Origin of the sequence: Ruegeria arenilitoris, assembly GCF_013032445.1 — a bacterium.
Classification (GTDB): Bacteria; Pseudomonadota; Alphaproteobacteria; order Rhodobacterales; family Rhodobacteraceae; genus Ruegeria; species Ruegeria arenilitoris_F.
Map to the genome: position 1 here is coordinate 419,961 of NZ_WQCA01000001.1, position 23,353 is coordinate 443,313.

The 23,353-nt window shown below is 62.0% G+C and carries 21 protein-coding genes; 18 read left to right on the forward strand and 3 right to left on the reverse strand.

Annotated elements, in window-relative coordinates:
- The 5 genes from cobN to cobJ are packed head-to-tail and all read left to right on the forward strand — an operon-like array spanning window position 1 to window position 6,521.
- Window positions 1-3,294 (forward strand): cobaltochelatase subunit CobN, encoded by a 3,294-nt coding sequence (gene cobN, locus GOW98_RS02030; protein ID WP_170329379.1) that lies wholly within the window; start codon window positions 1-3, stop codon window positions 3,292-3,294.
- Entirely contained in the window at window positions 3,291-4,418 is a 1,128-nt protein-coding gene (locus tag GOW98_RS02035; RefSeq protein WP_170329380.1) for a cobalamin biosynthesis protein CobG, read from the forward strand. The genes cobN and GOW98_RS02035 overlap by 4 nt, the downstream gene beginning before the upstream one ends.
- Window positions 4,418-5,047 (forward strand): precorrin-8X methylmutase, encoded by a 630-nt coding sequence (locus GOW98_RS02040; protein ID WP_170329381.1) that lies wholly within the window; start codon window positions 4,418-4,420, stop codon window positions 5,045-5,047. The genes GOW98_RS02035 and GOW98_RS02040 overlap by 1 nt, the downstream gene beginning before the upstream one ends.
- Window positions 5,044-5,772 carry a precorrin-2 C(20)-methyltransferase gene (locus tag GOW98_RS02045; protein ID WP_170329382.1) on the forward strand — a complete coding sequence of 243 codons (729 nt, stop codon included), beginning with the start codon at window positions 5,044-5,046 and terminating at the stop codon, window positions 5,770-5,772. Before GOW98_RS02040 ends, GOW98_RS02045 begins: the two co-directional genes overlap by 4 nt.
- Window positions 5,769-6,521, forward strand: a complete 753-nt coding sequence (cobJ, locus tag GOW98_RS02050; RefSeq protein WP_170329383.1) for a precorrin-3B C(17)-methyltransferase — start codon at window positions 5,769-5,771, stop codon at window positions 6,519-6,521. Before GOW98_RS02045 ends, cobJ begins: the two co-directional genes overlap by 4 nt.
- On the opposite strand, the gene GOW98_RS02055 is transcribed toward cobJ, so the two are convergent.
- Window positions 6,494-7,243: a cobalt-precorrin-6A reductase gene (locus GOW98_RS02055; RefSeq protein ID WP_170329384.1), complete on the reverse strand. Its 750-nt coding sequence runs from the start codon at window positions 7,241-7,243 to the stop codon at window positions 6,494-6,496. The two genes, cobJ and GOW98_RS02055, sit on opposite strands and share 28 nt — an antisense overlap.
- Between GOW98_RS02055 and cbiE the strand changes: the two genes are divergently transcribed.
- The 13 genes from cbiE to mdoH all read left to right on the forward strand — a co-directional run bounded on the left by cbiE (window position 7,242) and on the right by mdoH (window position 21,925).
- Window positions 7,242-8,441, forward strand: a complete 1,200-nt coding sequence (gene cbiE, locus GOW98_RS02060; protein ID WP_170329385.1) for a precorrin-6y C5,15-methyltransferase (decarboxylating) subunit CbiE — start codon at window positions 7,242-7,244, stop codon at window positions 8,439-8,441. The two genes, GOW98_RS02055 and cbiE, sit on opposite strands and share 2 nt — an antisense overlap.
- A complete protein-coding gene (locus GOW98_RS02065) occupies window positions 8,438-8,806 on the forward strand; it encodes a cobalamin biosynthesis protein (RefSeq protein ID WP_170329386.1) in 369 nt (122 codons plus the stop codon). Before cbiE ends, GOW98_RS02065 begins: the two co-directional genes overlap by 4 nt.
- A complete protein-coding gene (gene cobM, locus GOW98_RS02070) occupies window positions 8,803-9,597 on the forward strand; it encodes a precorrin-4 C(11)-methyltransferase (protein WP_170329387.1) in 795 nt (264 codons plus the stop codon). The genes GOW98_RS02065 and cobM overlap by 4 nt, the downstream gene beginning before the upstream one ends.
- Window positions 9,590-10,906: a cobyrinate a,c-diamide synthase gene (locus GOW98_RS02075; RefSeq protein WP_170329388.1), complete on the forward strand. Its 1,317-nt coding sequence runs from the start codon at window positions 9,590-9,592 to the stop codon at window positions 10,904-10,906. Before cobM ends, GOW98_RS02075 begins: the two co-directional genes overlap by 8 nt.
- Window positions 10,903-11,631 carry a uroporphyrinogen-III C-methyltransferase gene (gene cobA, locus GOW98_RS02080; RefSeq protein ID WP_170329389.1) on the forward strand — a complete coding sequence of 243 codons (729 nt, stop codon included), beginning with the start codon at window positions 10,903-10,905 and terminating at the stop codon, window positions 11,629-11,631. Before GOW98_RS02075 ends, cobA begins: the two co-directional genes overlap by 4 nt.
- Window positions 11,624-12,370 carry a precorrin-6A synthase (deacetylating) gene (gene cobF / locus GOW98_RS02085; protein WP_170329390.1) on the forward strand — a complete coding sequence of 249 codons (747 nt, stop codon included), beginning with the start codon at window positions 11,624-11,626 and terminating at the stop codon, window positions 12,368-12,370. The genes cobA and cobF overlap by 8 nt, the downstream gene beginning before the upstream one ends.
- 61 nt (window positions 12,371-12,431) lie before the next feature.
- Entirely contained in the window at window positions 12,432-12,890 is a 459-nt protein-coding gene (locus tag GOW98_RS02090) for a DUF302 domain-containing protein (RefSeq protein ID WP_170329391.1), read from the forward strand.
- 78 nt (window positions 12,891-12,968) lie between these two features.
- Complete coding sequence (locus tag GOW98_RS02095; RefSeq protein WP_170329392.1) at window positions 12,969-14,588, forward strand: thiamine pyrophosphate-binding protein; 1,620 nt, start codon at window positions 12,969-12,971, stop codon at window positions 14,586-14,588.
- Window positions 14,575-15,759, forward strand: coding sequence for a CaiB/BaiF CoA transferase family protein (locus tag GOW98_RS02100; RefSeq protein WP_170329393.1), 1,185 nt, complete (start codon window positions 14,575-14,577; stop codon window positions 15,757-15,759). The genes GOW98_RS02095 and GOW98_RS02100 overlap by 14 nt, the downstream gene beginning before the upstream one ends.
- Before the next feature lie 181 nt (window positions 15,760-15,940).
- Entirely contained in the window at window positions 15,941-17,311 is a 1,371-nt protein-coding gene (locus tag GOW98_RS02105) for a tetratricopeptide repeat protein (RefSeq protein ID WP_170329394.1), read from the forward strand.
- Window positions 17,312-17,346: 35 nt separating this feature from the next.
- Window positions 17,347-18,564 carry an OpgC family protein gene (locus GOW98_RS02110; protein WP_170329395.1) on the forward strand — a complete coding sequence of 406 codons (1,218 nt, stop codon included), beginning with the start codon at window positions 17,347-17,349 and terminating at the stop codon, window positions 18,562-18,564.
- Window positions 18,561-20,060 (forward strand): glucan biosynthesis protein, encoded by a 1,500-nt coding sequence (locus tag GOW98_RS02115; RefSeq protein ID WP_170329396.1) that lies wholly within the window; start codon window positions 18,561-18,563, stop codon window positions 20,058-20,060. The genes GOW98_RS02110 and GOW98_RS02115 overlap by 4 nt, the downstream gene beginning before the upstream one ends.
- Complete coding sequence (gene mdoH, locus GOW98_RS02120) at window positions 20,057-21,925, forward strand: glucans biosynthesis glucosyltransferase MdoH (RefSeq protein ID WP_170329397.1); 1,869 nt, start codon at window positions 20,057-20,059, stop codon at window positions 21,923-21,925. Before GOW98_RS02115 ends, mdoH begins: the two co-directional genes overlap by 4 nt.
- Here the strand turns inward: mdoH and GOW98_RS02125 are convergent, their stop codons facing one another.
- Together GOW98_RS02125 and GOW98_RS02130 are read right to left on the reverse strand one after the other, a co-directional pair.
- Window positions 21,926-22,750, reverse strand: coding sequence for an alpha/beta hydrolase family esterase (locus GOW98_RS02125; RefSeq protein WP_170329398.1), 825 nt, complete (start codon window positions 22,748-22,750; stop codon window positions 21,926-21,928).
- On the reverse strand, window positions 22,747-23,220 hold the full coding sequence (locus GOW98_RS02130; RefSeq protein WP_170329399.1) for a rhodanese-like domain-containing protein: 474 nt from the start codon (window positions 23,218-23,220) through the stop codon (window positions 22,747-22,749). Before GOW98_RS02130 ends, GOW98_RS02125 begins: the two co-directional genes overlap by 4 nt.
- Window positions 23,221-23,353: the final 133 nt, after the last annotated feature.

A 23,353-nucleotide genomic window follows, 5' to 3' on the forward strand; every position in this document is an offset into this window, starting at 1 on the left:
ATGCATGTCGTCTTCCGCGAAAGCCACGGGTTAGAAGAAACCGAAACCCCGACCGATCTGGGCCAGAGCCCGGCGGATCTGGTGGTGCTGTCCTTTTCCGACAGCGACCTTGGCGCTTTCGCGGCGGGCTGGCATCGCGGTGGGGGACCGGAGGGGCGGATGCCCACGATGCGTCTGGCCAACCTGACCGCGCTTAAGCACCCTCTGTCCGTCGATACGTACGTGGAACAGACGCTGGAGGGCGCAAAGGGCATCCTGATCCGCCTGATCGGTGGTGTTCCTTACTGGTCCTACGGTCTGCAGCAGGTTCTGGCTCTGGCGCAGGCCAAGGGGATTGCTTTGGCCGTCCTGCCTGCCGACGGCCGCGAGGACACGCGGCTGGATGAGTATTCCACCCTACCTGTCTCAACCCTACGGCGGCTGGCGCATCTCTGCGACACGGGAGGTGAAGTCGCGGCGCAGGCCGCCTTGGCGCAGATGGCGTTGGCGGCGGGTCTTTATGCGGGCCCGGTTATGGGTGCCAAAACGCTGCCGGATTGCGGCGTGTGGTGTCCGGATTGCGGTGTGATCCCGGTGGACACGGCGTTCACAGGCGATGCGAAACGTATCCTCGTCACCTTCTACCGCGCCTACCTGACCTCGGCCGATACGGCCCCGGTCTCGGCATTGATCCGTAGCCTGCGCAACCGGGGGCTGGACGCGGTTGGGCTGTTCGCACCCTCGCTGAAAGCGCCCGCAGCCGCTGCGTGGCTAAGTCAACAGGTCGTGGCGCTGGAACCCTCGGCTATCATCAACGCCACCTCATTCTCGGGCAAAGGCGCTTCGGGCACGTCACCTCTGGACGCGGCGAACGTGCCGGTGTTTCAGGTCGCCCTCGCCACCTCGCGCCGCAAAGCCTGGGCCGAAGCAGAACGGGGCCTATCCCCGGCCGACCTCGCCATGCATGTGGTGCTGCCCGAAGTGGACGGGCGCATTTCTGCGGGCATTGCCTCGTTCAAGGAACCGGGCAAACGCGATCCGCATCTGGAATACTCCCGCTTTGCCCATCGCGCCGAACCTGAGCGGATTGATGCCATCATCGACAGGGTCACCGGCTGGCTGAACCTTCACGACAAGCCCAAGGCAGATCAAGTTCCAGCACTGGTGCTGTCCACCTATCCCGGCAAGGATTGGCAGATGGCCCATGCCGTGGGTCTCGACGCACTGGCTTCGGCCGAGGCGATGCTGTCCGACCTGCAAAGCGAAGGCTATGACACCGCACCAGCAGAGCCGATTTCTGAAGCTTTGCCGAACGCCCGCATTTCGTGGTCACTGGACGACTACCAAGCGGCATTGACCGAGGTTCCCGAGCAACTGTGCGCAGATCTGCAAACCGTCTGGGGTAACCCCGAGAACGACCCGGCCTTCCTGGATGGCGCGTTCCACTTCACCGCCCTGCGCCGTGGCAAGGCGCTGGTCGCGCTGCAGCCGGAACGTGGAACGCCCGAGCTGCGCGATGACGATTATCATGACCTTTCGCGCACTCCACGCCACAGCTATGTCGCGTTCTATCTGTGGCTCCGCAAAAGGCTGGGCGCGGACGCCCTGATCCATATCGGCGCGCACGGCACCTTGGAATGGCTGCCCGGCAAATCAGTCGCCCTGTCCGCCGAATGCTGGCCTGAGGCGCTGATCCGTGATCTGCCGGTCATCTACCCTTTCATTGTCAATGATCCCGGCGAAGCCGCGCAAGCCAAACGCCGGATTGGGGCCGTCACGCTGGGTCACATCCCCCCCGCCCTGAAAGAAAGCGGCACGCCGGATCGAATGGTGCGGCTGGAATCGTTGCTGGACGAGTTCTCGAACGCCGACGGGCTGGACCCCAAGCGCCGCGATCGACTGCAAGAAGACATTCGCAACGAAGCACAGGCCATCGGGCTGGAAAGCGATCTGGGACTCGATCAGGCCACTTGCACCGCCGAGGCAATCACCCGCATCGACCGCTTTGTCTGTGACATCAAGGAAAGCCAGTTCGGTGACGGTCTGCACATCTTTGGCCGCGTGCCCGAGGTAACAGGCAATTTCGATCCCGCGCCCTCGGCCCATGCCGAACGCAGTGCCCTGATCAACGCCCTGGCCGGCAATCGGATCGAAGCTGGCCCATCCGGCTCCCCCTATCGCGGTCGGTCGGATGTGCTACCGACCGGGCGGAACCTCTACACAACCGATCCGCGCTCGGTTCCGACGCGCGCCGCTTTTACGCAGGGCGTGAAACTGGCCGAGGAATTGGTGCGTCGGCATCTGCAAGAGGAAGGCGATTATCCCAAAGGGCTGATCGTCGATCTGTGGGGTTCGGCCACAATGCGCACGGCCGGAGAGGAATTCGCCATGGCGCTGCACCTGCTCGGCGTGAAACCAGTGTGGGACAAGGGCTCCGAGCGTGTTTCCGGCATCGAAGTTTTGCCGATTACGGACCTCAGTCGCCCGCGCCTGGACGTGACACTGCGCGTCTCAGGCCTGTTCCGCGATGTCTTCCCAACGCTGTCGGCGCTGTTCGGTCAGGCCGTACGGGCGCTCGCGCAGCGCGATGAGGCCATGGATTGGAACCCCTATGCAGGTCAGGCCCCGGCCGCTCGCGTCTATGGCCCGGCACCAGGCAGCTATGGCCTGAACATGACCCATCTGTCCGAGACCTATACGGATGAGGCCCGCATACAGGCGGGGGAAGCATGGCTGGAGGCCAGTTCCTTCGCGCTGGAAGGCGAGCATATCGCGCAAGACAAAGACGGCATCACCCAGCGCGTCGCCAGTGCCGACAGTTTCGTGCACCTGCAGGACCTGACCGAAACCGACCTGCTGCTGGCCAATGACTACGCCACGCATGAGGCGGGATTTGCCGCCGCCAAGAAGATCACAGGCGGCAGCGCGCAGCTTTACCATTTGGACAACACGAACCCGGAAAACCCGCGCGCCCGCACCCTGCCCGAAGAGATCAGCCGCGTTGTACACGCCCGCGCCGCAAATCCGGGGTGGATCGCTGGTATGCAACGTCACGGGTTCCGCGGCGCTGCCGAGATCGCGGCGACGCTGGATCACATGGCCTCCTTCGCGCATCTGTCCGACACCGTCGCACCGCATCTTTTCGACCTCTACCACGATGCGACTCTAGGCGACGAAGAGGTTGACGCCTTCCTGCAAGAGGCCAACCCACAGGCCCACCAAGCCATGAAGGATAGGTTCCTTGCACTGCTGGAAGCCGGTCTTTGGAATACTCGCCGCAATTCGATCCGCGCCAATCTGGAGGGGCTGGAATGAGCGCACCAATCGTCCAAGGCTGGTGCCCCGGCGCACATCGCCCGATGATGTCGGGCGATGGTTTGGTGGTGCGGGTGCGTCCTCGGCTGGCTCGGCTAAGCGCCGCGCAGGCGCTTGGTCTGTGTGAACTGGCAGAACGGTTCGGCAATGGCACCATCGACCTCACCAACCGCGCCAACCTGCAATTGCGGGGCGTGAAAGAATCCGACCATCAGCCCCTGCTTACGGAACTGGCGGCGCTGGACCTGCTGGACGCGGAACCCGGCATCGAAGTGCGGCGCAATATCCTCGTGTCGCCCCTTTATGAAACCGGAGACCTGACCGCCCGATTGACGCGACAGCTGATCAACCGGTTGGGCGACCTGCCTGCCTTGCCTGCAAAATTCGGCTTTGCCGTTGATACCGGCCCCAAACGCCTGCTGGTTGGCGACTCGGCAGATATCCGACTTGAGACCGGTGCAGAAGGTCTGATCCTGCGCGCCGACGGGTGCGAAACCGGATGCCGCGTGACAGAAGCGGACGCCATCGACCGAGCGATAGCGCTGGCCGAGTGGTTCGCCGAGCATATCACACCCGAAACACGCCGCATGGCGCGGGTGGTTGCAGCGCAGGGCTTGCCGCAGGACTGGCAGGGCAGCGCACCGGCGGACATCGGCGCGCCATTGCAACCCGGGGCCTGTGCTCTGGGCGCGCTATACGGAGCGGCCTTCGGGCAACTACCCGCGCGGCGGCTGTTCGCCCTGATCGAAGACACCGGCGCGTCGGCCCTGCGGGTCACCCCGTGGCGACTGATCCTGCTGGAAGGCGGGGCGGCGATCCCCGCATCGGCCTTTGTTACCCATGGCACCGATCCGCTGATGACCACCGACGCCTGCCCCGGCGCACCATTCTGCCCGCAGGCGCAAGTAGAGACACGCGAGATCGCACGCGCACTTGCACCGCGTGTCAGCGGCAGCCTGCATGTCTCAGGCTGCACCAAGGGCTGCGCCCGGATGGGTGCGGCTGATGTCACTTTAGTCGGCCGCAACGGACGATTTGATCTTGTCAAACAGGGCCGTGCGGGGGATGAGCCCAGCCAGCACGGCCTGACCGAAGAAACACTTATGACCATGGACTTCACCTGATGCCCTATGAATACGAAACCGACGGCGCGGCGATCTACAAAGAAAGCTTTGCCACCATCCGGTCCGAGGCCGATCTGGCCCGGTTCGATGCCGACGAAGAGCAGGTCGCCGTCCGCATGATCCACGCCGCCGGGATGGTTGGGCTGGAAGAGTTCGTCCATTTCTCGCCCGGTTTTGTGGCAACCGCCCGCACCGCTCTGGAAAACGGCGCGCCGATCCTGTGCGACGCGCGCATGGTCAGCGAGGGCGTGACCCGCTTTCGCCTGCCCGCCGATAACGAGGTGATCTGCACCCTGCATGATGAGCGCGTGCGCCCGCTGGCCGCCGAGATGAGCAACACGCGCTCAGCCGCTGCGCTGGAACTGTGGCGTCCGCATCTGGAAGGCGCGTTGGTCGCGATTGGCAACGCGCCGACCGCGCTGTTCCACCTGCTGAATATGTTGGAAGACTCCGATTGCCCGCGCCCCGCTGCCATCATTGGTTGCCCGGTGGGCTTTGTCGGCGCGGTCGAATCCAAGGATGCCTTGTGGGAGGCCCAACCAGTGCCGTCCTGCATTGTCAAAGGCCGTCTGGGCGGCAGCGCCATCACCGTGGCCGCCGTCAACGCCATCGCGAGCCGCGCCGAATGAGCGCGGGCAAGATATACGGCGTGGGCCTTGGTCCCGGTGACCCGGACTTGATGAGCGTCCGGGCCGACCGTTTGCTGCGCAATGCCCGCCACGTGGCCTTTTTCCGCAAGCCCGGCCGCAGCGGTCAGGCGCGCAAGATCGTCAACGGCATGATCCCCAGCGACGCGGTGGAATTCCCGATGGAATACCCGGTCACCACCGAAATCCCGGTGACAGACCCGCGCTACAACGAGCTACTCTCGGCCTTTTACCAAGACTGCGCTGCGCATCTGAAAACCCTGTCGGATCAGGGAGAGGACGTGGTGGTTTTGTGCGAGGGCGATCCGTTTTTCTACGGCTCTTTCATGCATCTTTACAGCCGCTTGCGAGATGAAGCTGAGGTAGAGGTCGTGCCTGCCATCACCGGTATGTCCGGCGCATGGACAGCGACCGGCGATCCGATCACATGGGGCGACGATGTGCTAACCGTACTGGTCGGCACTCTGCCCGAGGACGATCTGGCGCAGCGTATGGCGCAGACCGACGCTCTGGTCGTGATGAAGATCGGACGCAACATCGACAAGGTGAAGCGGGCGCTGAAAACGGCCGGTCTGTATGACCGCGCCTGGATCGTGGAATTTGCCCAGATGCCGAACCAGACCGTGGCAAAGCTGTCTGAGGCTTGCGGCAAGTTCACCCCCTATTTCTCGATCATCATCGTGCATGGTCAGGGGCGGCGGCCATGAGCGGTTGGGTCAAGATCGCGGGTCTCGGGCCAGGCAACGAGGATCTGGTGACACCCGAGGTTTCCGCCGCACTGGCCGAGGCCACGGATATCGTTGGCTACATCCCCTACGTCGCGCGCGTGGCAGAACGCCCCGGCTTGACGCTGCACGCCAGCGACAACCGGGTCGAGATCGACCGCTCGCAGCACGCGCTGCAAATGGCGGCCGAAGGCAAACGCGTGGTTGTCGTCTCCTCGGGCGATCCCGGTGTTTTTGCCATGGCGGCGGCAGTGTTCGAAGCGTTGGAGAACGGCCCCGCCGAATGGCGCAACATCCCCATCGACGTCCTGCCCGGCATCACTGCGATGCTGGCGGCCTCGGCCCGGGCAGGCGCGCCTTTGGGGCACGATTTCTGCGCCATCAACCTCAGCGATAACCTGAAACCCTGGTCACTGATCGAGAAGCGCCTGCGCCTTGCAGCACAGGGTGATTTCGCGATGGCGTTCTACAACCCGCGCTCAAAGTCCCGCCCCGAAGGCTTTGTGAAGACACTGGAAATCCTGCGTGAGGAATGCGAACCCGAGCGCCTGATCCTATTCGCCCGCGCCGTATCCCGCGAAGATGAGGCGATCCGGATTTCAATGCTGGCCGAAGCGACGCCGGATATGGCCGACATGCAGACAGTGGTCATCGTGGGCTCGTCCCTGACCCGCGTGATCGAGCGGGACAGTACCCCGATCGTCTACACTCCGAGGTTCACGCCCGAATGAGCCAGCCAGCCCAGAACCTGTGCGACACTCGACAGCTCGGTCCGCTGCGGCAGGGCCGGGCGGTCGATCATCAGCACCGGCATGCCCAGCGCCCTAGCGACGTCCAGCTTGGCGCGCGCGCCGGTGCCGCCTGCGTTCTTGGACACCACCAACTCAATGCCATGTTGCTGCATCAACGCACGGTCATCCTCAACGGTGAACGGCCCGCGCGAAACAACGACATCACAGTTCGGCAATGGCAGCGCGCCCGGTTCATCGACCAACCGCAGCAGGTAGTGGTGCTGGGGCTGGGCGGCAAAGTCCTCAAGATGCATTCGTCCAACGGCCAAAAAGACGCGCTGCGGCGCACCGGACAGAGCGGCGACCGCGCCGTTGATATCCGCAACGTGATGCCAGTTGTCACCCTCCTGCGCCGTCCATGCCGAGCGGGTCAGCGCGGCCAAAGGCACGTGGGCGTCGCGGCACGCTTGAATGGCGTTCCCGCTCATCTGCGCGGCAAACGGATGGGTGGCATCAACCACATGAGACACCGAGTGGTCCCGCAGGTAACTTGCCAATCCGTCAACACCGCCAAACCCGCCAACACGCACCGGCAAGGGCTGCGGGCGCGGGTTTTCAACGCGCCCAGCGTAAGAATAGGTGGCTGGTATGCCCTGTTCGGCCACGGCTTTGGCCAAAGCGTTGGCCTCGGTCGTGCCACCAAGGATCAGGAGGTGTGTCATGCATGAAGCTCCGTGGCTGACCGTTCTGGGCTTGGGCGAAGATGGACTGGATGGCCTGCCACCCGCAAGCCGTCAAGTGCTGGAACGTGCCGAAATCATCATGGGCCCGCCGCGCCACTTGTCGTTGCTACCCAAGACCACCGCCCAGCGCGTCGAATGGCCGGTTCCTTTCGCTGACGGTCTGCCGATTTTGACCGAGTTTCGAGGACGACCAACCGTTGTTCTGGCCTCGGGCGATCCGTTCTGGTTCGGTGCGGGTTCGGTCATTGCTCGTAACTTCGAGGCCGGGGAATGGACCGCCCTGCCCGGTCAGTCGACCTTTTCTCTGGCCGCAGCACGGTTGGGCTGGCCGCTGGAAAGCACGTTGACCTTTGGCCTGCACGCCGCGCCGCTGACCCGGCTGCGGCCACATCTGGCACCCGACCTGCACGCCATCCTCCTGTTGCGCAACGGTGCTGCAGTGGCGGAGCTGGCGACCTACCTGACCGAGACCGGATTTGCTGACACACGCCTGCACGTGATGGAAGCGCTCGGCGGACCTCGCGAAAGATCGCGTTCTGTGTCGCTAACCGAAGCGCTTTTGGGTGGGTTCGACCACCCTGTCTGCGTCGGGCTTGAAGTCGCCGGTGAAGGACAGGCTTTTCCAAAGGCCTCGGGCAAACCGGACGAAATCTTTGAGACCGACGGCCAGATCACCAAACGCCCGGTTCGCGCGCTGACTCTGTCGGCGCTGGCACCGCAGCGAGGCGAGCATCTGTGGGATATCGGCGGTGGCACCGGTTCGGTCAGCATCGAATGGCTGATGTGTGATCTGACTCTGACGGCCACCACCGTCGAGCCCCGCGTAGATCGCGCCGAACGTATTCGCCGCAATGCCGATGCACTGGGACAGGATCGGCTGAACGTGGTCCACGGCACCGCGCCAAATTCGCTGACCGATCTTACCCCGCCGGATGTCGTCTTTATCGGTGGCGGGCTGAGCACCGAATTGCTGGAATGGCTACATGACACCCTGCCTGCGGGTACTCGGCTGGTCGCCAATGCGGTGACGTTGGAAAGCGAGGCGCTTTTGGCGCAGTGGCATGACAAGCTGGGGGGTGAATTGCTACGCATTGAACTTGCGCAGGCTGCGGCGCTCGGCCCCCGTCGCGGTTGGAAGTCCGCCTATCCAGTGGTGCAGTGGAGCGTCACCCTATGATCGTCGCGGGATTGGGATTTTCATCAACAGCTACCGCGGACAGTCTGCGCGCAGCGTTCGACCGAGCCAGCAGTGGACAGGCAATCGACGCGTTGGCCACAGTTGCGGACAAAGAAGGTCACATCGCACTAACCGAATTCGCCGCATCCACCGCCCTGCCCCTGCATTTCATCGCGCCCGCGGATCTGGCCGGGCAGCGCACCCTCACCTGCTCGAACCGCAGTCGCGCCACCTATGGCACCGGCAGCGTGGCCGAGGCATCCGCTCTTGCCGCCGCCGGATCGGGCGCGCGACTGACTTCACCCAGACATATCTCGGACGACCGGCTTGCCACCTGCGCCGTCGCCATCGGAGGACAAACATGACCGTTCATTTCATCGGCGCCGGACCGGGCGCCGCCGACCTGCTGACCCTGCGTGGGCGCGATATCATCGCCTCGTGCCCGGTGTGCCTGTATGCCGGTTCGCTGGTGCCCGAGGAAATCCTTGGTCACTGCCCCGAGGGAGCAAAGATCATCAACACCGCACCGATGGATCTGGACCAGATCATGGCCGAGATCGAAACCGCACATAAAGCCGGGCAGGATGTGGCGCGGTTGCATTCCGGTGATCTATCGGTGTGGTCGGCGATGGGTGAACAACTCCGCCGCCTGAAAGAGATGGGCATCCCGGTCAGCGTAACCCCCGGCGTACCGTCCTTTGCCGCTGCGGCTGCTACTCTTGGCGCTGAATTGACTCTGCCCGGACTGGCGCAGTCTGTGGTTCTGACCCGGACACCCGGACGCGCGTCGTCGATGCCCGAAGGCGAGACGCTGGAAAACTTCGCCCGCACCGGAGCGACTCTGGCCATTCACCTATCGATCGGCAATCTGGACAAGGTGATCACCGACCTGACCCCGGCTTATGGCCCGGATTGCCCGGTCGCCGTAGTTTATCGCGCCAGCTGGCCGGACGAGCGGATCATCCGCGCCACGCTGGCAACGCTGAAAGACGCGCTGGACGAGAGCATCTCGCGCACCGCGCTGATCATGGTCGGGCCCGCGCTGGCTGGCGAAGGCTTTGACGAAAGCTGCCTGTATTCCAAGGACTACGACCGCCGCTATCGTCCGCAGAGCGCTGACAGCCCATGGTCAAGCTGGAACCACGGCGATGACTAACCCTCCGGGCCTTCTGATTTCTGCGCCCTCTTCGGGCACGGGTAAAACCACAGTCATGCTGGGCCTGCTAAGGGCGCTGGCAGAGGACGGGCTGGCCGTTCAACCGTTCAAGAGCGGGCCGGACTATATCGATCCGGCCTTTCATCAGGCGGCGGCGGGGCGAGCCTCGTTCAATCTCGACAGTTGGGCGATGGGTGATCCGCTACTGAGCGCCATTTCGGCGCAGGCCGAGGGGGCGGATATCGTGGTCGCCGAAGGCTCGATGGGGCTGTTCGACGGCGTCGCCAAGCCCGGAGAGCTGGGGCACGGGTCCAGCGCCGAGACCGCGTTGCGGATGGGCTGGCCTGTTGTACTGGTGCTGGATGTGGGTGGTCAGGCGCAATCGGCTGCGGCCACGGCGCTGGGGTTCCGGATGTACAACCCGGACCTGCCGTTTGCAGGTGTGATCCTGAACCGCTGCGCCAGCCCTCGGCATGAACGGTTGACGCGACTAGGGATGGAGCGTGCGGGCCTTCCGGTGCTGGGCGTGTTGCCACGACGCGGAGACCTGACATTGCCAGAACGCCATCTAGGTCTGATCCAGGCGGTTGAGCATCCCGATCTGGAAAGCGCGATTGCCGGTTATGCGGCGTTTCTGCGTGAAAATGTGGATCTGGAGGCCATTAAGGCGGCGGCTTCCTCAGGCCCGAAAGGGCCATCGTCAGCCACGCTGCCGAGCCCTCCGGCGCAACGGATCGCGCTGGCTCGGGATGCTGCGTTTTCCTTTACTTATCCGCACCTGTTGGAAGGCTGGCGCGCCGCAGGGGCCGAGGTTCTGCCGTTTTCACCGCTGGCGAATGAGGCACCGGCAGAGAATGCTGAACTGGTCTGGCTGCCCGGTGGGTACCCCGAGTTGCATGCTGGGGCGTTGGCCGCAGCAGAGACCTTCCTGACCGGGTTGCGTAAGCACGCTGAAACCAAGCCTGTGCACGGAGAGTGCGGCGGATATATGGCGCTGGGCCAGGCGCTGATCGACAAGGAAGGTGTTCAGCACCAGATGGCCGGTCTGCTGGGGCTGGTGACCTCGTATGAGAAACGCAAGTTCAACCTTGGCTATCGCAAGGCGGAACTTTTGGCCCCGATGCCGGGCTATGCGTCCGGTACAGCTCTGCGCGGGCATGAGTTCCACTATTCATCGATTGTCGAACAACCGGACGCACCGTTGGCGCGGGTTTTTGATGCCGAAGGGGCCGAGGGGCCGCAAACCGGATCGGTGCGTGGCAACGTCACTGGCACATTCTTCCACCTGATTGCGGAGGCCACGGCATGAGCGGCTTCGTTTCCTTTATCGGTTCAGGCCCCGGTGATCCGGAACTGCTTACGTTGAAAGCGGTCGACCGGATGCAAAAGGCCGACGCGATACTGTTTGACGACCTGAGCAGTGGCCCGATTCTGGAGCACGCACGCAAGGATTCGGATCTGGTCGGTGTGGGCAAACGCGCCGGGCGACCCTCGCCCAAGCAGGATCATGTCAGCCGCCTGTTGGTGGACTATGCCAAGACCGGTGCCCGCGTGGTGCGGTTGAAATCCGGCGACGGAGGGCTGTTCGGTCGGCTTGAGGAAGAACTGGTCGCCCTGCGCGAAGCCGGGATCGAATATGAGATCATCCCCGGCATCCCCTCTGCCGTGGCCGCCGCAGCGGCGGCTGGCATTCCTCTGACGCGACGCTTGACCGCTCGTCGGGTGCAATTCGTCACCGGCCACGATGTCAGCGGTCAATTACCGGAAGACCTGAACCTGCCCGCGCTGGCCGATCCGGATGCGACAACCGTCGTTTTCATGGGCAAGCGGACCTTCCCCCTGCTGGTCGAGGCCTTGCACGAGAATGGTCTTCCGTTGGACACCCCTGCCCTGATGGCTGAATCCGTTTCGACCCCTGACCAGAAACTGCATCGCGCCACCATCGGCGCGTTGTCGGAAAAACTGGCAAACGAGATTGGCACCGCCCCGGCACTGATCCTCTATGGACCGCTGGCGGAGTTTGAAGATGTATGATCTGACCCTGATCGGTATCGGCACAGGCAACCCGGATCACGTGACTTTTCAGGGCGCGCAGGCGATCCGTGATGCGGACCTGATCCTGATCCCCCGTAAGGGCGAGAACAAGGCTGACTTGGCCGGGTTGAGGGAAGAGATCATCGGCACCGTAACCGACACGCCGACGCAGATCGCCTATTTCGACATCCCGAAGCGTCGCTCGGACGATGGGTACCTGCGCGGTGTGGATGAATGGCACGACGCGATTGCCCTGCGCTGGCACGAGGCGATCCAGGCCCATCCAGAGGCGCAACATGTAGCACTACTAATCTGGGGCGACCCATCGCTATACGACAGCTCGCTGCGGATCGCCTCGCGGCTGGATCCGCAGCCGAAAACCCGAGTGATCCCCGGCATCACGGCGCTGCAGGCGCTGACGGCGGCCCATGCGATTCCGATCAACGATTTGGGCGCGCCTTATGTCGTCACCACTGGGCGGCGTATTCGGGATGAAGGTTGGCCGGTAAACGCCTCGAAAGTAGCGGTTATGCTGGACGGTGAATGCTCGTTCCAAGACCTTAAGATGCAGGACTATGACATCTGGTGGGGCGCCTATGTGGGTATGAAAGAGGAACTTCTGATCAAGGGACCTCTGACTGACGTGGCGCAGCAGATTCTGGATACCCGCGCCAGCGCTCGTGCCGATCATGGCTGGATCATGGATATCTATCTGCTGCAAAAACGCACGGAATTGTGAGTGCGCCGCAGGCCGTTCTCTGTCACCAATAAAACCAGTCATGATGCCGGAGGTGACAAGAATGCGTGTTCTATGGGCTTTGCTTTGCTGTCTGACGCTGCCCGCCTGGGCCGAAGAACCTCTGGTCGGCTGGGCGGTTTATCATACCGACAAAAGCTATGAAGACCTCGTGGCCGACACCAGGGCTGCGGTTAAAGAAAACGGGTTGATCGTGGTTACGCAGGCAGGGCCGACCAAGGCCGCGGCCGCGCGGGGCATCATCATTCCTGGCAATCTGGTGATCGGAGCCTTTAACAACGACTATGCGGTGCGCGTGTTGGAAACCTCGGTCCGGGCGATGATCGAGGCCCCGATCCGGTTCTACATCACTGAAAACGAGGACGGGACTGCAACCCTGTCCTACAAAACGCCCAGCTTTGTGTTTGCGCCGTACGTCTATGACGGTGGCGAACCGCTGAGTGACATCGCCGCCGAACTTGACACAAAGTTTCAGGCGGTGGCGGAAACGGCAGTCAAATAGTCACACTGACGTGAACCCGCTTGCGTCCGGGCGCGTCCTCCGCAATCTCCTATGAAACAAGATTTCGGAGCTTGACTGATGCAGGACCTGTCCCCCCGTGCGGCTGACCTTTTGGCACAACGTCTCTATGAGGCGGGATGCCGCCACGCCTTTGGCATGCCGGGCGGAGAAGTTCTGACGCTGGTGGATGCGCTGGAACAGGCGGGGATCACCTTTCACCTGACCAAACACGAAAACGCCGCCGGGTTCATGGCTGAGGCCGTGCATCACCGCGACGGCGCGCCCGCGATTCTGGTCGCCACTCTCGGCCCCGGCGCAATGAACGGAATCAACGTGGTGGCCAACGCGCTACAGGACCGGGTCCCGATGATAGTGCTGACCGGCTGCGTGGATGCGGATGAAGCGCTGACCTATACCCATCAGGTAATGGATCATGCCCAAGTTTATCACTCGATCACAAAGGGGACGTTTACCCTGACCGCGCAAGGGGCTGATATCGTCGCTGACAAGGCGGTATCGCTGGCCAACCAGCCTCGCCCGGGTCCGGTGCATATTGACGTGCCGATTTCGGTCGCGGATACGCGCGTGTCCGGCGTCAAACGCCGTCGCCTCACCAAACCCGCCGCCGTCGCGCCCGAGGGGAATTGCGTTGAAAAAGCCCGCCGCTGGGTGTCCGAAGCCGAACGCCCCATCGCCATTGTGGGTCTGGACGTGCTTTATGACGACTCGCGCAATGTCGTGCAGGCTTTTCTGGAGCATTTCAACATTCCTTTCGTGACCACCTATAAAGCCAAGGGTGTGGTCCCCGAAGATCACCCCCTGTGTCTGGGGGGCGCCGGTTTGTCACCGCTGGCCGACAAACATCTGGTGCCGCTAGTCGAACAATCCGATCTGGTGCTGTGCCTCGGCTATGACCCTATCGAGATGCGCCCCGGCTGGCGCGAGATCTGGGACCCCGAGGAAAAGCGCGTGATCGATATCTCTGCTGTGGTCAATGACCACTACATGCATCAGGCCGGGTTGAACCTGGTCGCCCATACCGGCGCCACGCTGGAGGCCATCGCAAAGGGCAACCCCGCCCGCGCGACATGGCCGGGTGGTGAACCCGCCCAGGCCAAGGCTGCCTTGGCGCGGGCCTTCCCCACTGATGACGACTGGGGACCTGCCGCTGTAATAGCTGAGACCCGCGCCACCCTGCCCGCTGAAACACTGGCCACCGCCGATAGCGGCGCGCATCGTATCATGCTGAGCCAGATGTGGGACTGCCAGGAGGAACGCGGGCTGATCCAGTCTTCGGCGCTGTGCACAATGGGCTGCGCGGTGCCGATGGCAATTGGCCTGAAATTGGCTGAACCGGACCGCCCGGCGATCAGCTTCTCGGGCGATGCTGGGTTCCTGATGGTGGCCGGAGAGCTGTCGACTGCCGCTGAAATGGGCGGCAACCCGATCTTTCTGATCTTTGTCGATGCCAGCCTTGCGCTGATCGAGTTGAAACAGCGGCAGCGGCAGATGGGTAATATGGGCGTAGACTTCGACCGTCACGACTTTGCCGCCATGGGCCGGGCCTTTGGAGGTAACGGCCATACTGTCCGCAATCGGCAGGAACTGCGCGCCGCTCTTGATGCCGCCGTCAAGGCCGATACATTCACCGTGATCGCCGCCGAAATTGACCGTGGAGGCTATGATGGCCGTATCTGAAGGACCGCTGAAGGGCGTCAAAGTGCTGGACCTCAGCCGCATTCTGGCCGGACCGACCTGCACGCAATTGCTGGGCGACCTGGGCGCCAGCGTTATCAAGATCGAAAACCCGGCGACGGGCGGTGACGATACGCGGCAATGGGGCCCTCCGTACGTCGAAGACGCTGACGGCAACCGCTCGGATTTGAGCGCCTATTTCATGTCAACCAACCGCAACAAGAAATCGGTGGCCATCGACATCACAACGGCTGAGGGTCAGGCGCAGATCAAACGACTGGCCTCGCACGCGGACATCTTGGTCGAGAATTTCAAACCCGGTTGCTTGGCGAAATACGGGCTGGATTACGCGACCCTGTCGCAGGAATTTCCCAGCCTCGTTTATTGCTCGATCTCGGGATACGGCCAGACCGGGCCGAACGCATCCAAACCCGGTTATGATCTGATGGCACAGGGCTATGGCGGGATCATGTCACTGACTGGAGATCCCGAAGGTGCCCCGATGAAGGTAGGCGTCGGCATCTCCGACGTGATGTGCGGTATGTATGCAACCGTCGGTATTCTGGCCGCGCTGCGCCATCGCGATCAGAACGGAGAAGGCCAGCAGATCGACCTGTCGCTGGTCGATACGCAAGTGTCCTGGCTGATCAATGAAGGTGTAAATTACCTGACCTCGGGCGAAGTGCCCCAACGGCGCGGCAACGGTCATCCCAATATTGTGCCCTATGACGTTTATGAAACCGCCGATGGTCACGTCATTCTGGCCGTGGGAAATGACGGCCAATTCCGCCGCTTTTGCGATTTCATCGGTCACCCGGAGCTTGCCGACGATCCACGCTTTGCCACCAACCCGGCACGACTGGAAAACCGTGACGCCCTGAACGCGGTGCTTCGTCCGGCGGTACGGACCTATGCCACTGCCATGGTCATCGCCGAGCTTGAAACGCGCAAGGTGCCGGTTGGTCCCGTGCAAACGCTGGACCAGGTTTTCGCAACGGATCAGGTCGCTGCACGGCAAATGCAGATCGCCATGCGGGCTGCCCCGGGCGAGGTGCAATTAATTGGGAATCCGCTGAAGCTGTCGCGCACTCCTGTAACATATCGCAGTGCGCCGCCCGTATTTGGGGCGGACACTCAGAGCGTTCTGGACGCTGAAAATCCATTCGAAGATTGAAACACAGTGCCCGTTTCGGCGGCATGTTGCTGAAACATGCCGTTGAATCGGCGGTTTTTTTCACGTTTTCCACACACGGCATTTCACCAATTCGAGAGCAGCGGCGATACTGATACGACGCCGCCAAAGTCTCTGCTAAATCAAATATTGTAGAAATTCATAATTGGATCGGACCTTACGCATGAAACAAGATGTTTTCGGACAGATGAACACCCTCAGCCAGCCCGCAAGCGTCGAGGCGTGGAATGGTGTTCTGCTTGGCTTCATGGCGCATTCGGCCACAACGCCACAGCATCTGGGTAAAGTGCTGGAGCTTGAGCCTGACTTTGCGCTGGGTCATGCGATCAAAGGTCTGTTCATGGTTTTGCTGGGTCGGCGTGAGATGACGGCGGTCGCGGTTGAGGCTTTAACGGCTGCAAATACCGCCAAGGAACGGCAACCCGTTTCCGCGCGCGAGCAGTTGTATATCGATGCGCTGGGTCTGTATCTGGCCGACCTGCCTTCGCAGGCTATTCAGAAATTCGAGGAGATTCTACGCGCCCATCCGCAGGACACGCTGGCGATGAAGCTCAGCCACGCAACACGGTTTGTTCTGGGCGACGCGGCGGGTATGCGACGGTCCATTGAACGGGTCATGCCGGCTTACGCACCCGATCATCCCGGACGCGGCTACCTGCTGGGCTGTCATTCCTTCGCACTGGAGGAAACCGGCGCCTACGAGAAAGCCGAGATTGCCGGACGTCAGGCGCTGTGGATGGTTTCCGACGACGCTTGGGGCCTGCACGCAGTGGCGCATGTACATGAGATGACGGGTAACGCGCAGCTGGGGCTGGATTGGTTGGCCGGTCGCGAGGATGCTTGGACCCACTGTAACAACTTCCGTTATCACGTCTGGTGGCACAAGGCGCTGATGCATCTGGATCTGGGTCAGGTCGATCAGGTGATGGAGCTGTATGACAACTACATCCGTCAGGACAAAACCGACGATTACCGCGATATTTCGAACGCGACCTCGTTGCTGTCGCGGCTGGAACTGGAAGGCGTCGATGTTGGCAACCGCTGGGAAGAGCTGGCCGATCTCAGCGCCGCCCGGACCGAGGATGGCTGTCTGATCTTTGCCGATCTGCACTACCTTCTGGCCCTGACCGGCGACAACCGCACCGACGCGACCAATAAAATACTGAGCCGCATCCAGAAGGACGCGCAGCGCAATCAGGGGGACACCCCGATCCGCATGTCCGATCCGGGCATTGCAGCCGCCAAAGGGCTCGAGGCCTTTGGTGACGGTCTCTATGGCCAAGCCTTCGACTTTTTGTCGAGCGCCCGAAATGGTATGCAACTGGCAGGTGGCAGCCACGCCCAACGTGATGTATTCGAGCGCATCACAATTGATTCCGGTCTGCGCGCGGGCCGTCTGGATGCTGTCGAGCACATCCTGGACGATCGCCGAGCCAAACGCGCCGGCGGAGAAGACAATTACGCCTTGGCGCGCCGCGCATTGATAGACGCGGCCCGCGATGACCGAGACGCACAAAGCGTGCCGGCTGAATAACAAAACAAAAAAAGACCAAGAAGGACAGAATACGTATGGCGACAGCTTCGCCCGCTTCTGATTTTGCGCCTGTGGCGGCCTCGACCTCTGCCCCTGCGCGCACGCGCGACCCGCGGCTGGATTTCTATCGCGGCATCGCGATGTTCATCATCCTGATCGCTCATATTCCGAATGACCCATGGGCCAAGTGGATTCCCGCACGGTTTGGGTTCTCTGACGCGACCGAGATTTTCGTGTTCTGCTCGGGCATGGCATCGGCCATCGCATTCGGCGGCGCGTTTCTGCGCAAAGGCTGGTGGATGGGCACGGCCCGTGTCGTCTTCCGAATCTGGCAGGTCTACTGGGCGCACATAGCGCTGTTCTTCTTTGTCGCCATGTCCATGGCGGCGCTGGATCAGAGCGGGATGTTCGAAAAGAGCTATATCTCGTCGCTGAACCTGCAGCATTTCTTCAACGACCCGGCGCCACAGATTGTTGGGATATTCACGCTTACTTACGTCCCGAACTATTTCGACATCCTGCCGATGTATCTGGTGGTGCTGGCGATGATGCCGCTGGTAATGGGCCTGTCCCGGATCGGATTTTGGGCAGTTGCCGTGGCCTCGGTCACGCTGTGGCTGGTGGCGCAGACCGATGTTCTGGACCTACCTGCCGAGCCATGGTCGGACCGTCAGTGGTTTTTCAATCCATTCGGCTGGCAGTTACTGTTCTTCACCGGGTTCGCTTTCATGCGCGGCTGGATCCCGGCGCCTCCGGTGTCGAAGACGTTGATCTGGGCAGCGGCTTTGTTCCTGGTTTTCTCGATGCCGTTTGGTTCGTGGAAAGTGTTTACCTGGATCAATGCAGCAGCCCCTGATCTGGCGGATGAAATCCGCAAGGTCTGGCCGGTTACCAAGGAACTCCGCGACAAGACAGACTTTGGCCTGTTCCGTTACCTGCACTTCCTGTCGCTGGCCTATCTGGGCTGGGTCATCGCTGGTGAGCGTGGGCACCGCCTGATCGCCACCGGGCACGGTGCCGCTGCCAAAGTCTGGCAGTTCCTGCTGACCGTGATCACCAAGGTCGGGCAGCAATCGCTGGCAGTGTTCGTATTTTCCATGGCAGCAGCACGACTTATCGGCGTCGGACTGGACGTCAGTGGGCGGGATGTTGCCAGTGTGTTCGTCGCTAACATGATTGGCTTTGCGATGATCATCGGCGTGGCCTACATGGCCGCTTGGTTCAAGTCACAACCTTGGAAGTCAAAGAAATGAATTTTACACGCCGCGCATTTTTGGCCTCGACTTCGGCGCTTGCCTTTGCGCCTGCTACCTTTGCCACCGGTGGGGAAACCCCGTTTGACCGTAACGACGTCATTGCCATGGCACGGGAACTGGCCAGCCAGCCATATGCCGAGCGCGAGATGGTGCCGCAGGAGTGGCAGGATCTGACGTATCAGCAGTACCGCTCGATCCGGTTCCGTCTGGACCGCGCGCTGTGGTACGAGACCGAGACACCCTTCAACGTCGATTTCTTCACACCCGGCCTGTACTTTCCACGCTCGGTCAAAGTGATGACGGTCGAAAACGGGATGGCCGCGCCCGTCGCCTTTGACCTTGGAATGTTCGACAAGTCCGAGGATGTGCCGGAATTACCGATCGACGACACGCTGGGCTTTTCCGGCCTGCGCTTGCGCACCGAGATGCACCGTCCCGGTAAAACCGACGAGTTCTGCGTCTGGCAGGGGGCGAGCTATTTCCGTGCGATTGGCCTGCACGAGGTCTACGGCCTGTCGGCCCGCGGTCTGGCGCTGAAAACCGGCGACCCGGATGGTGAGGAGTTCCCTGAATTCATCCGCTTCTGGCTGGAGCGTCCCAAACCCGGCCAGCGCGACATGGTGGTTCACGCGTTGATGGACAGCCCCAGCGTCACCGGTGCCTATCGGTTCAACGTCACTGCAGGCGCGGATTGCGTGATGGATATCGAAGCCACCCTCTTCCCGCGCGAAGAGCTGACCCATGTCGGCATCGCACCCGGCACGTCCATGTTCCTGTTCGACCAGACCAACCACAGCCGGTTCGACGACTTCCGTCCTGCCGTGCATGACAGCGACGGCCTGCTGATCCGGAACGGCGCCGGGGAAATTCTGTGGCGGCCACTGGCAAATCCGACCCGCTTGCAGATTTCATCTTTCGTTGACACGAACCCGCGCGGCTTTGGTCTGATGCAGCGCAAGAGGCACTTCTCGGATTACGCAGATCTTGAGGCGAACTATCACAAGCGCCCGAGCCTGTGGGTCGAACCCGGCTCGGATTGGGGCAAGGGCTCGGTCACACTGGTCGAAATCCCAGCCGATCAGGAAATCTACGACAATATCGTCGCCTATTGGCGTCCCGCCGAACCCTATGCTGCGGGTACCCAGGTGGACCTGAGCTATCGCCTGATCTGGGGCGAGGAACCCCAGCGCACACCGATGCCGCGTGTGATCAACACAGCAATGGGGGAAAACACCTTTGGCGAAGGACGTCTGGCCGTCGTCGATTTTGAGGAAAGCGAGCTGTTCGACGACCCCGAGGCTATGACGATCTTTGTTGACTCACCCCATGCCGAAACCTCCGAGGGCGTTTTGCAACGCAACCCGGACACCGGCGGCCTGCGGCTGGCTTTCTCGTTCCAGCCGGGCGACCGCGACCATGTGGAGTTGCGCGCACAGTTGCTGAAAGACAAACAGCCGGCCTCTGAGGTCTGGCTATATCGTTGGACCGCATGACCCAGGATTTACACATCATGCCCCCCGAGGCGCCCTTGGACATGCCTGCGCAGGATTTCAGCGCGGACTTCCGGGATGCACAGGTACCATCGGGTCAGCGCCCCTCGGCCGGGTTCTGGCGCGCGCTGGCGTTCTCTCCGGCCATGGCGGCCACGCTGGGCCTTTTGTGGGTCATGAGCGATTGGTTCGGGGCTGAGGGCATCAACCTGATCGAGGGCATCCTGCTGGCGCTGATCTCGTTCAACTTCTTCTGGATTTCTTTCACGGTCTGCACCGTCTTGCTGGGCATGGTGTCCTTGTCGCGGCAGGAACAGCCGAAACGCGAAACCCGCCCGCAGCCGCTGCGCGTGGCGCTGCTGACGCCGGTTTACAACGAAGTGCCTTGGAACGTGCTGGGCAACGCCCGTACGATGCTCGAAGACCTGCGCGCTCGCGGCGGTCAGCACCACTATGCCATGTTCATCCTGTCCGACACCCGCGACCCCGAGATCGCTGCGCAGGAACAGGCCAGTGTCGAGGCTCTGCGTACCACCCTCGCCCCCGGTCTGGAGCTGCATTACCGTCGGCGCGAGGAAAACACCGACCGGAAAGTTGGCAACATCGCCGACTGGGTCAGCCGTTGGGGCGCTGATTGGGACGCGATGCTGGTGCTGGATGCCGACAGCCTGATGACCGGGCGGGCGATCACGCGCCTGACGGATTCGCTGGCGCGTGATCCGGGTGCCGGTCTGATCCAAAGCTACCCGCAACTGATCGGAGCCCAGTCGGTCTTTGCCCGGATGCAGCAGTTTGCCAATGGCGTTTATGGCATTGCCTTCGCCGAAGGCCTCGCCCGCTGGTGCGGGCAGGAAGGCAACTATTGGGGGCACAACGCCATCATCCGCACCCGCGCCTTTGCCACAAGCGCTGGTTTGCCGAAGCTGCGGGCGTACAATGGTCAGGAAAAGCTGATCATGAGCCACGATTTCGTCGAGGCAGGCCTTCTGCGCCGCGCCGGTTGGGGCGTACGCTTCCTGCCGCGCATCCGAGGCTCGTATGAGGAAACTCCGCCCACTTTGATCGACCACGCCCTGCGGGACCGTCGCTGGTGTCAGGGCAACCTACAGCACCTGAAACTGCTGGGCTCAACTGGCTTCCGCGCCGTGTCTCGGTTCCACATGTTCCACGGCGCGGTCGGATATCTGATGTCGCCGCTGTGGTTTGCCCTGCTGGTGATGTGGGCGCTGATCGGTCAGGGTGAGGACGCCTCGGTCCTGCACTATTTCAGCCCCGACAACCCGATGTTCCCGCAATGGCCTGAGATGTCGGAAACCCGCCACGTGCTGATCATTCTGGTGATGTACGCGATGCTGCTGGCGCCCAAGGTACTGGGCGTTCTGGCCCTGCCCCTGAGCGGAGTGCGCTATGCCGAGTTCGGCGGTGGGTCCAAGTTCGTGACATCCTTCCTGGCCGAGGTAATCCTGTCGATCCTCTACGCGCCGATCTTGATGGTACAGCAGATGATCGCTGTATTCCGCACAGCGCTTGGCATTCAAAAGGGCTGGTCCCCGCAGGCGCGCGATGGCGGCACCTATAGCCTGCGCACCCTGATCCTGTGTCACACGCTGGAAACCATCAGCGGCCTCGCACTAAGCGTCGGTATCCTGTCCGGTCTCGTCTCGGTCTGGCTGGCTCCGATCGCGATCAGCCTTGCGCTGGCGATACCACTGTCCGCGCTCAGCGGTGTCTCGGCTGGCGCGGCACGGCGGATGGTCGGGATGCGTGAGGATTTCCGCGAGCCCGCAATCACCCGCTCGGCCCGGCGTCACCGGAACGAACTGAAACGTCTGATCGAGGGCAAAGGCGTGATGACCCCAGCTGAGTGATTATCCACCCGGCAGACCTTCGTACCAATCTACCATCATGTCTGCCCAGCCCTCGGGCACTCCATGACCGCCAGGGAACAGCGCGAATTCCAGCGCGCTGCCCTCGGCGCATCCGGTCCAATAGCGGCGCATGAATTGATCGGTGGTAGAGAACCCGCTGGGTTTGGTGTCAACGCACTCGTTGGCAACGCGCCAAATCTCCAGACCGGCAAAGATGTCGCCTTGATGGAACCGGCCACCGCCCAGCAGACGCCCCTCTAGCGGCACCACATTGTCGGTCCAGCCATGGGTGTGAAACAACCGCACTGGGCCGTCGCAAGCCTCGGGATGCGGACGCCAGAACCCGCCTGAGACGGGCACATAGGCTGAAAACGTATCCGGCGCGGCGCAGGCGAGGTAGTAGACCATGAACGCACCGGCAGAAAACCCGCCCAGGACAACCCTCTCGGAGTCGATCCCGAACCTCTCTTCCGCGTCCTGAACGGCTTCGGTCAGAAACGCGGTCTCATCTCGCTCGCCAAATCCCGGATAGAAGTTCCAGCTTTTTATGCCGTCGCGGCTAGGTCGCTCAAGCCCTTCAGGCGCCATTACGGCATAGCCGCGCGCCAACAGAGGCTCGACCATGCTGCGGTTCTTCATTGTCCCTGCACCGCTGCCGCCATAGCCGTGCAGGAACACGACCAGTGGTGGGTTTTCAACCTCGGGCAGTTCGATGTGATAACCGCCCGATGCGGTTTCGCACATACCCTCCTGATCGGCACACGCGGCAAGGCCAGCCTGCCCCGCCAGAACCAACCCGGTTGCCAGCGTCAATTCACGGATCATCCAGTCTCTCCTGTATTGCGCTGAACCGGCAAACCGGCGCGCACCCATCCCGGCCCTGCGGCCGACCCCAACATACCCTCGGGCACATCTATGACGTTTGTGAACCCTGCTTCGGTCAAAATGTTGCTCAGGCGGGCCGAACGCACCCCGCGGGCGCAAATCAACGCGACCCGGGTATTGCGGTTTCCGCCGGTGAGCTGCGCCAGCGCCTGCTCAAAATCATCGCGGCGCATATCCAATGGATATGCGCCTTCACCAACGCCCGTTGCCTTCCATTCGCGCGGGGTTCGGATATCCACCAACAGAACATTGCCCGACAACGCCTGCTCATGCGCGTCTGCAACGCTAAGGCGTCCGCCCGAATAGTCCTGAGGAATCAGGCGGTATTGCCGGATGGCAAAACCGGCGGTGATGGCAGCGCCCCCGCCCAACAGAACCCATCTTCGGGTCCGGTTCACCCTATCTCCCATAAAATGCCCTCCTGAGCCGTCAGGCCGGTTTTAACACAATCGCCCAAATGTAGCTGCGCGGAAAATCGATCCCCAGATCAAGTTCACGTCATTATTTCACTCGCGAAAATGGACCTGATGAATGGCCCTGGAA

Coding starts and splice junctions, on each gene's coding strand:
- GOW98_RS02065 (WP_170329386.1), top strand. CDS start 8,438: ATGATCGTCGCGGGATTGGGATTTTCATCAACAGCTACCGCGGACAGT.
- GOW98_RS02100 (WP_170329393.1), top strand. CDS start 14,575: ATGGCCGTATCTGAAGGACCGCTGAAGGGCGTCAAAGTGCTGGACCTC.
- GOW98_RS02045 (WP_170329382.1), top strand. CDS start 5,044: ATGAGCGCGGGCAAGATATACGGCGTGGGCCTTGGTCCCGGTGACCCG.
- mdoH (WP_170329397.1), top strand. CDS start 20,057: ATGACCCAGGATTTACACATCATGCCCCCCGAGGCGCCCTTGGACATG.
- GOW98_RS02130 (WP_170329399.1), bottom strand. CDS start 23,220: ATGGGAGATAGGGTGAACCGGACCCGAAGATGGGTTCTGTTGGGCGGG.
- GOW98_RS02040 (WP_170329381.1), top strand. CDS start 4,418: ATGCCCTATGAATACGAAACCGACGGCGCGGCGATCTACAAAGAAAGC.
- GOW98_RS02055 (WP_170329384.1), bottom strand. CDS start 7,243: ATGACACACCTCCTGATCCTTGGTGGCACGACCGAGGCCAACGCTTTG.
- GOW98_RS02125 (WP_170329398.1), bottom strand. CDS start 22,750: ATGATCCGTGAATTGACGCTGGCAACCGGGTTGGTTCTGGCGGGGCAG.
- cobA (WP_170329389.1), top strand. CDS start 10,903: ATGAGCGGCTTCGTTTCCTTTATCGGTTCAGGCCCCGGTGATCCGGAA.
- cobJ (WP_170329383.1), top strand. CDS start 5,769: ATGAGCGGTTGGGTCAAGATCGCGGGTCTCGGGCCAGGCAACGAGGAT.
- GOW98_RS02095 (WP_170329392.1), top strand. CDS start 12,969: ATGCAGGACCTGTCCCCCCGTGCGGCTGACCTTTTGGCACAACGTCTC.
- GOW98_RS02115 (WP_170329396.1), top strand. CDS start 18,561: ATGAATTTTACACGCCGCGCATTTTTGGCCTCGACTTCGGCGCTTGCC.
- cobF (WP_170329390.1), top strand. CDS start 11,624: ATGTATGATCTGACCCTGATCGGTATCGGCACAGGCAACCCGGATCAC.
- cobM (WP_170329387.1), top strand. CDS start 8,803: ATGACCGTTCATTTCATCGGCGCCGGACCGGGCGCCGCCGACCTGCTG.
- cobN (WP_170329379.1), top strand. CDS start 1: ATGCATGTCGTCTTCCGCGAAAGCCACGGGTTAGAAGAAACCGAAACC.
- cbiE (WP_170329385.1), top strand. CDS start 7,242: ATGCATGAAGCTCCGTGGCTGACCGTTCTGGGCTTGGGCGAAGATGGA.
- GOW98_RS02090 (WP_170329391.1), top strand. CDS start 12,432: ATGCGTGTTCTATGGGCTTTGCTTTGCTGTCTGACGCTGCCCGCCTGG.
- GOW98_RS02105 (WP_170329394.1), top strand. CDS start 15,941: ATGAAACAAGATGTTTTCGGACAGATGAACACCCTCAGCCAGCCCGCA.
- GOW98_RS02035 (WP_170329380.1), top strand. CDS start 3,291: ATGAGCGCACCAATCGTCCAAGGCTGGTGCCCCGGCGCACATCGCCCG.
- GOW98_RS02075 (WP_170329388.1), top strand. CDS start 9,590: ATGACTAACCCTCCGGGCCTTCTGATTTCTGCGCCCTCTTCGGGCACG.
- GOW98_RS02110 (WP_170329395.1), top strand. CDS start 17,347: ATGGCGACAGCTTCGCCCGCTTCTGATTTTGCGCCTGTGGCGGCCTCG.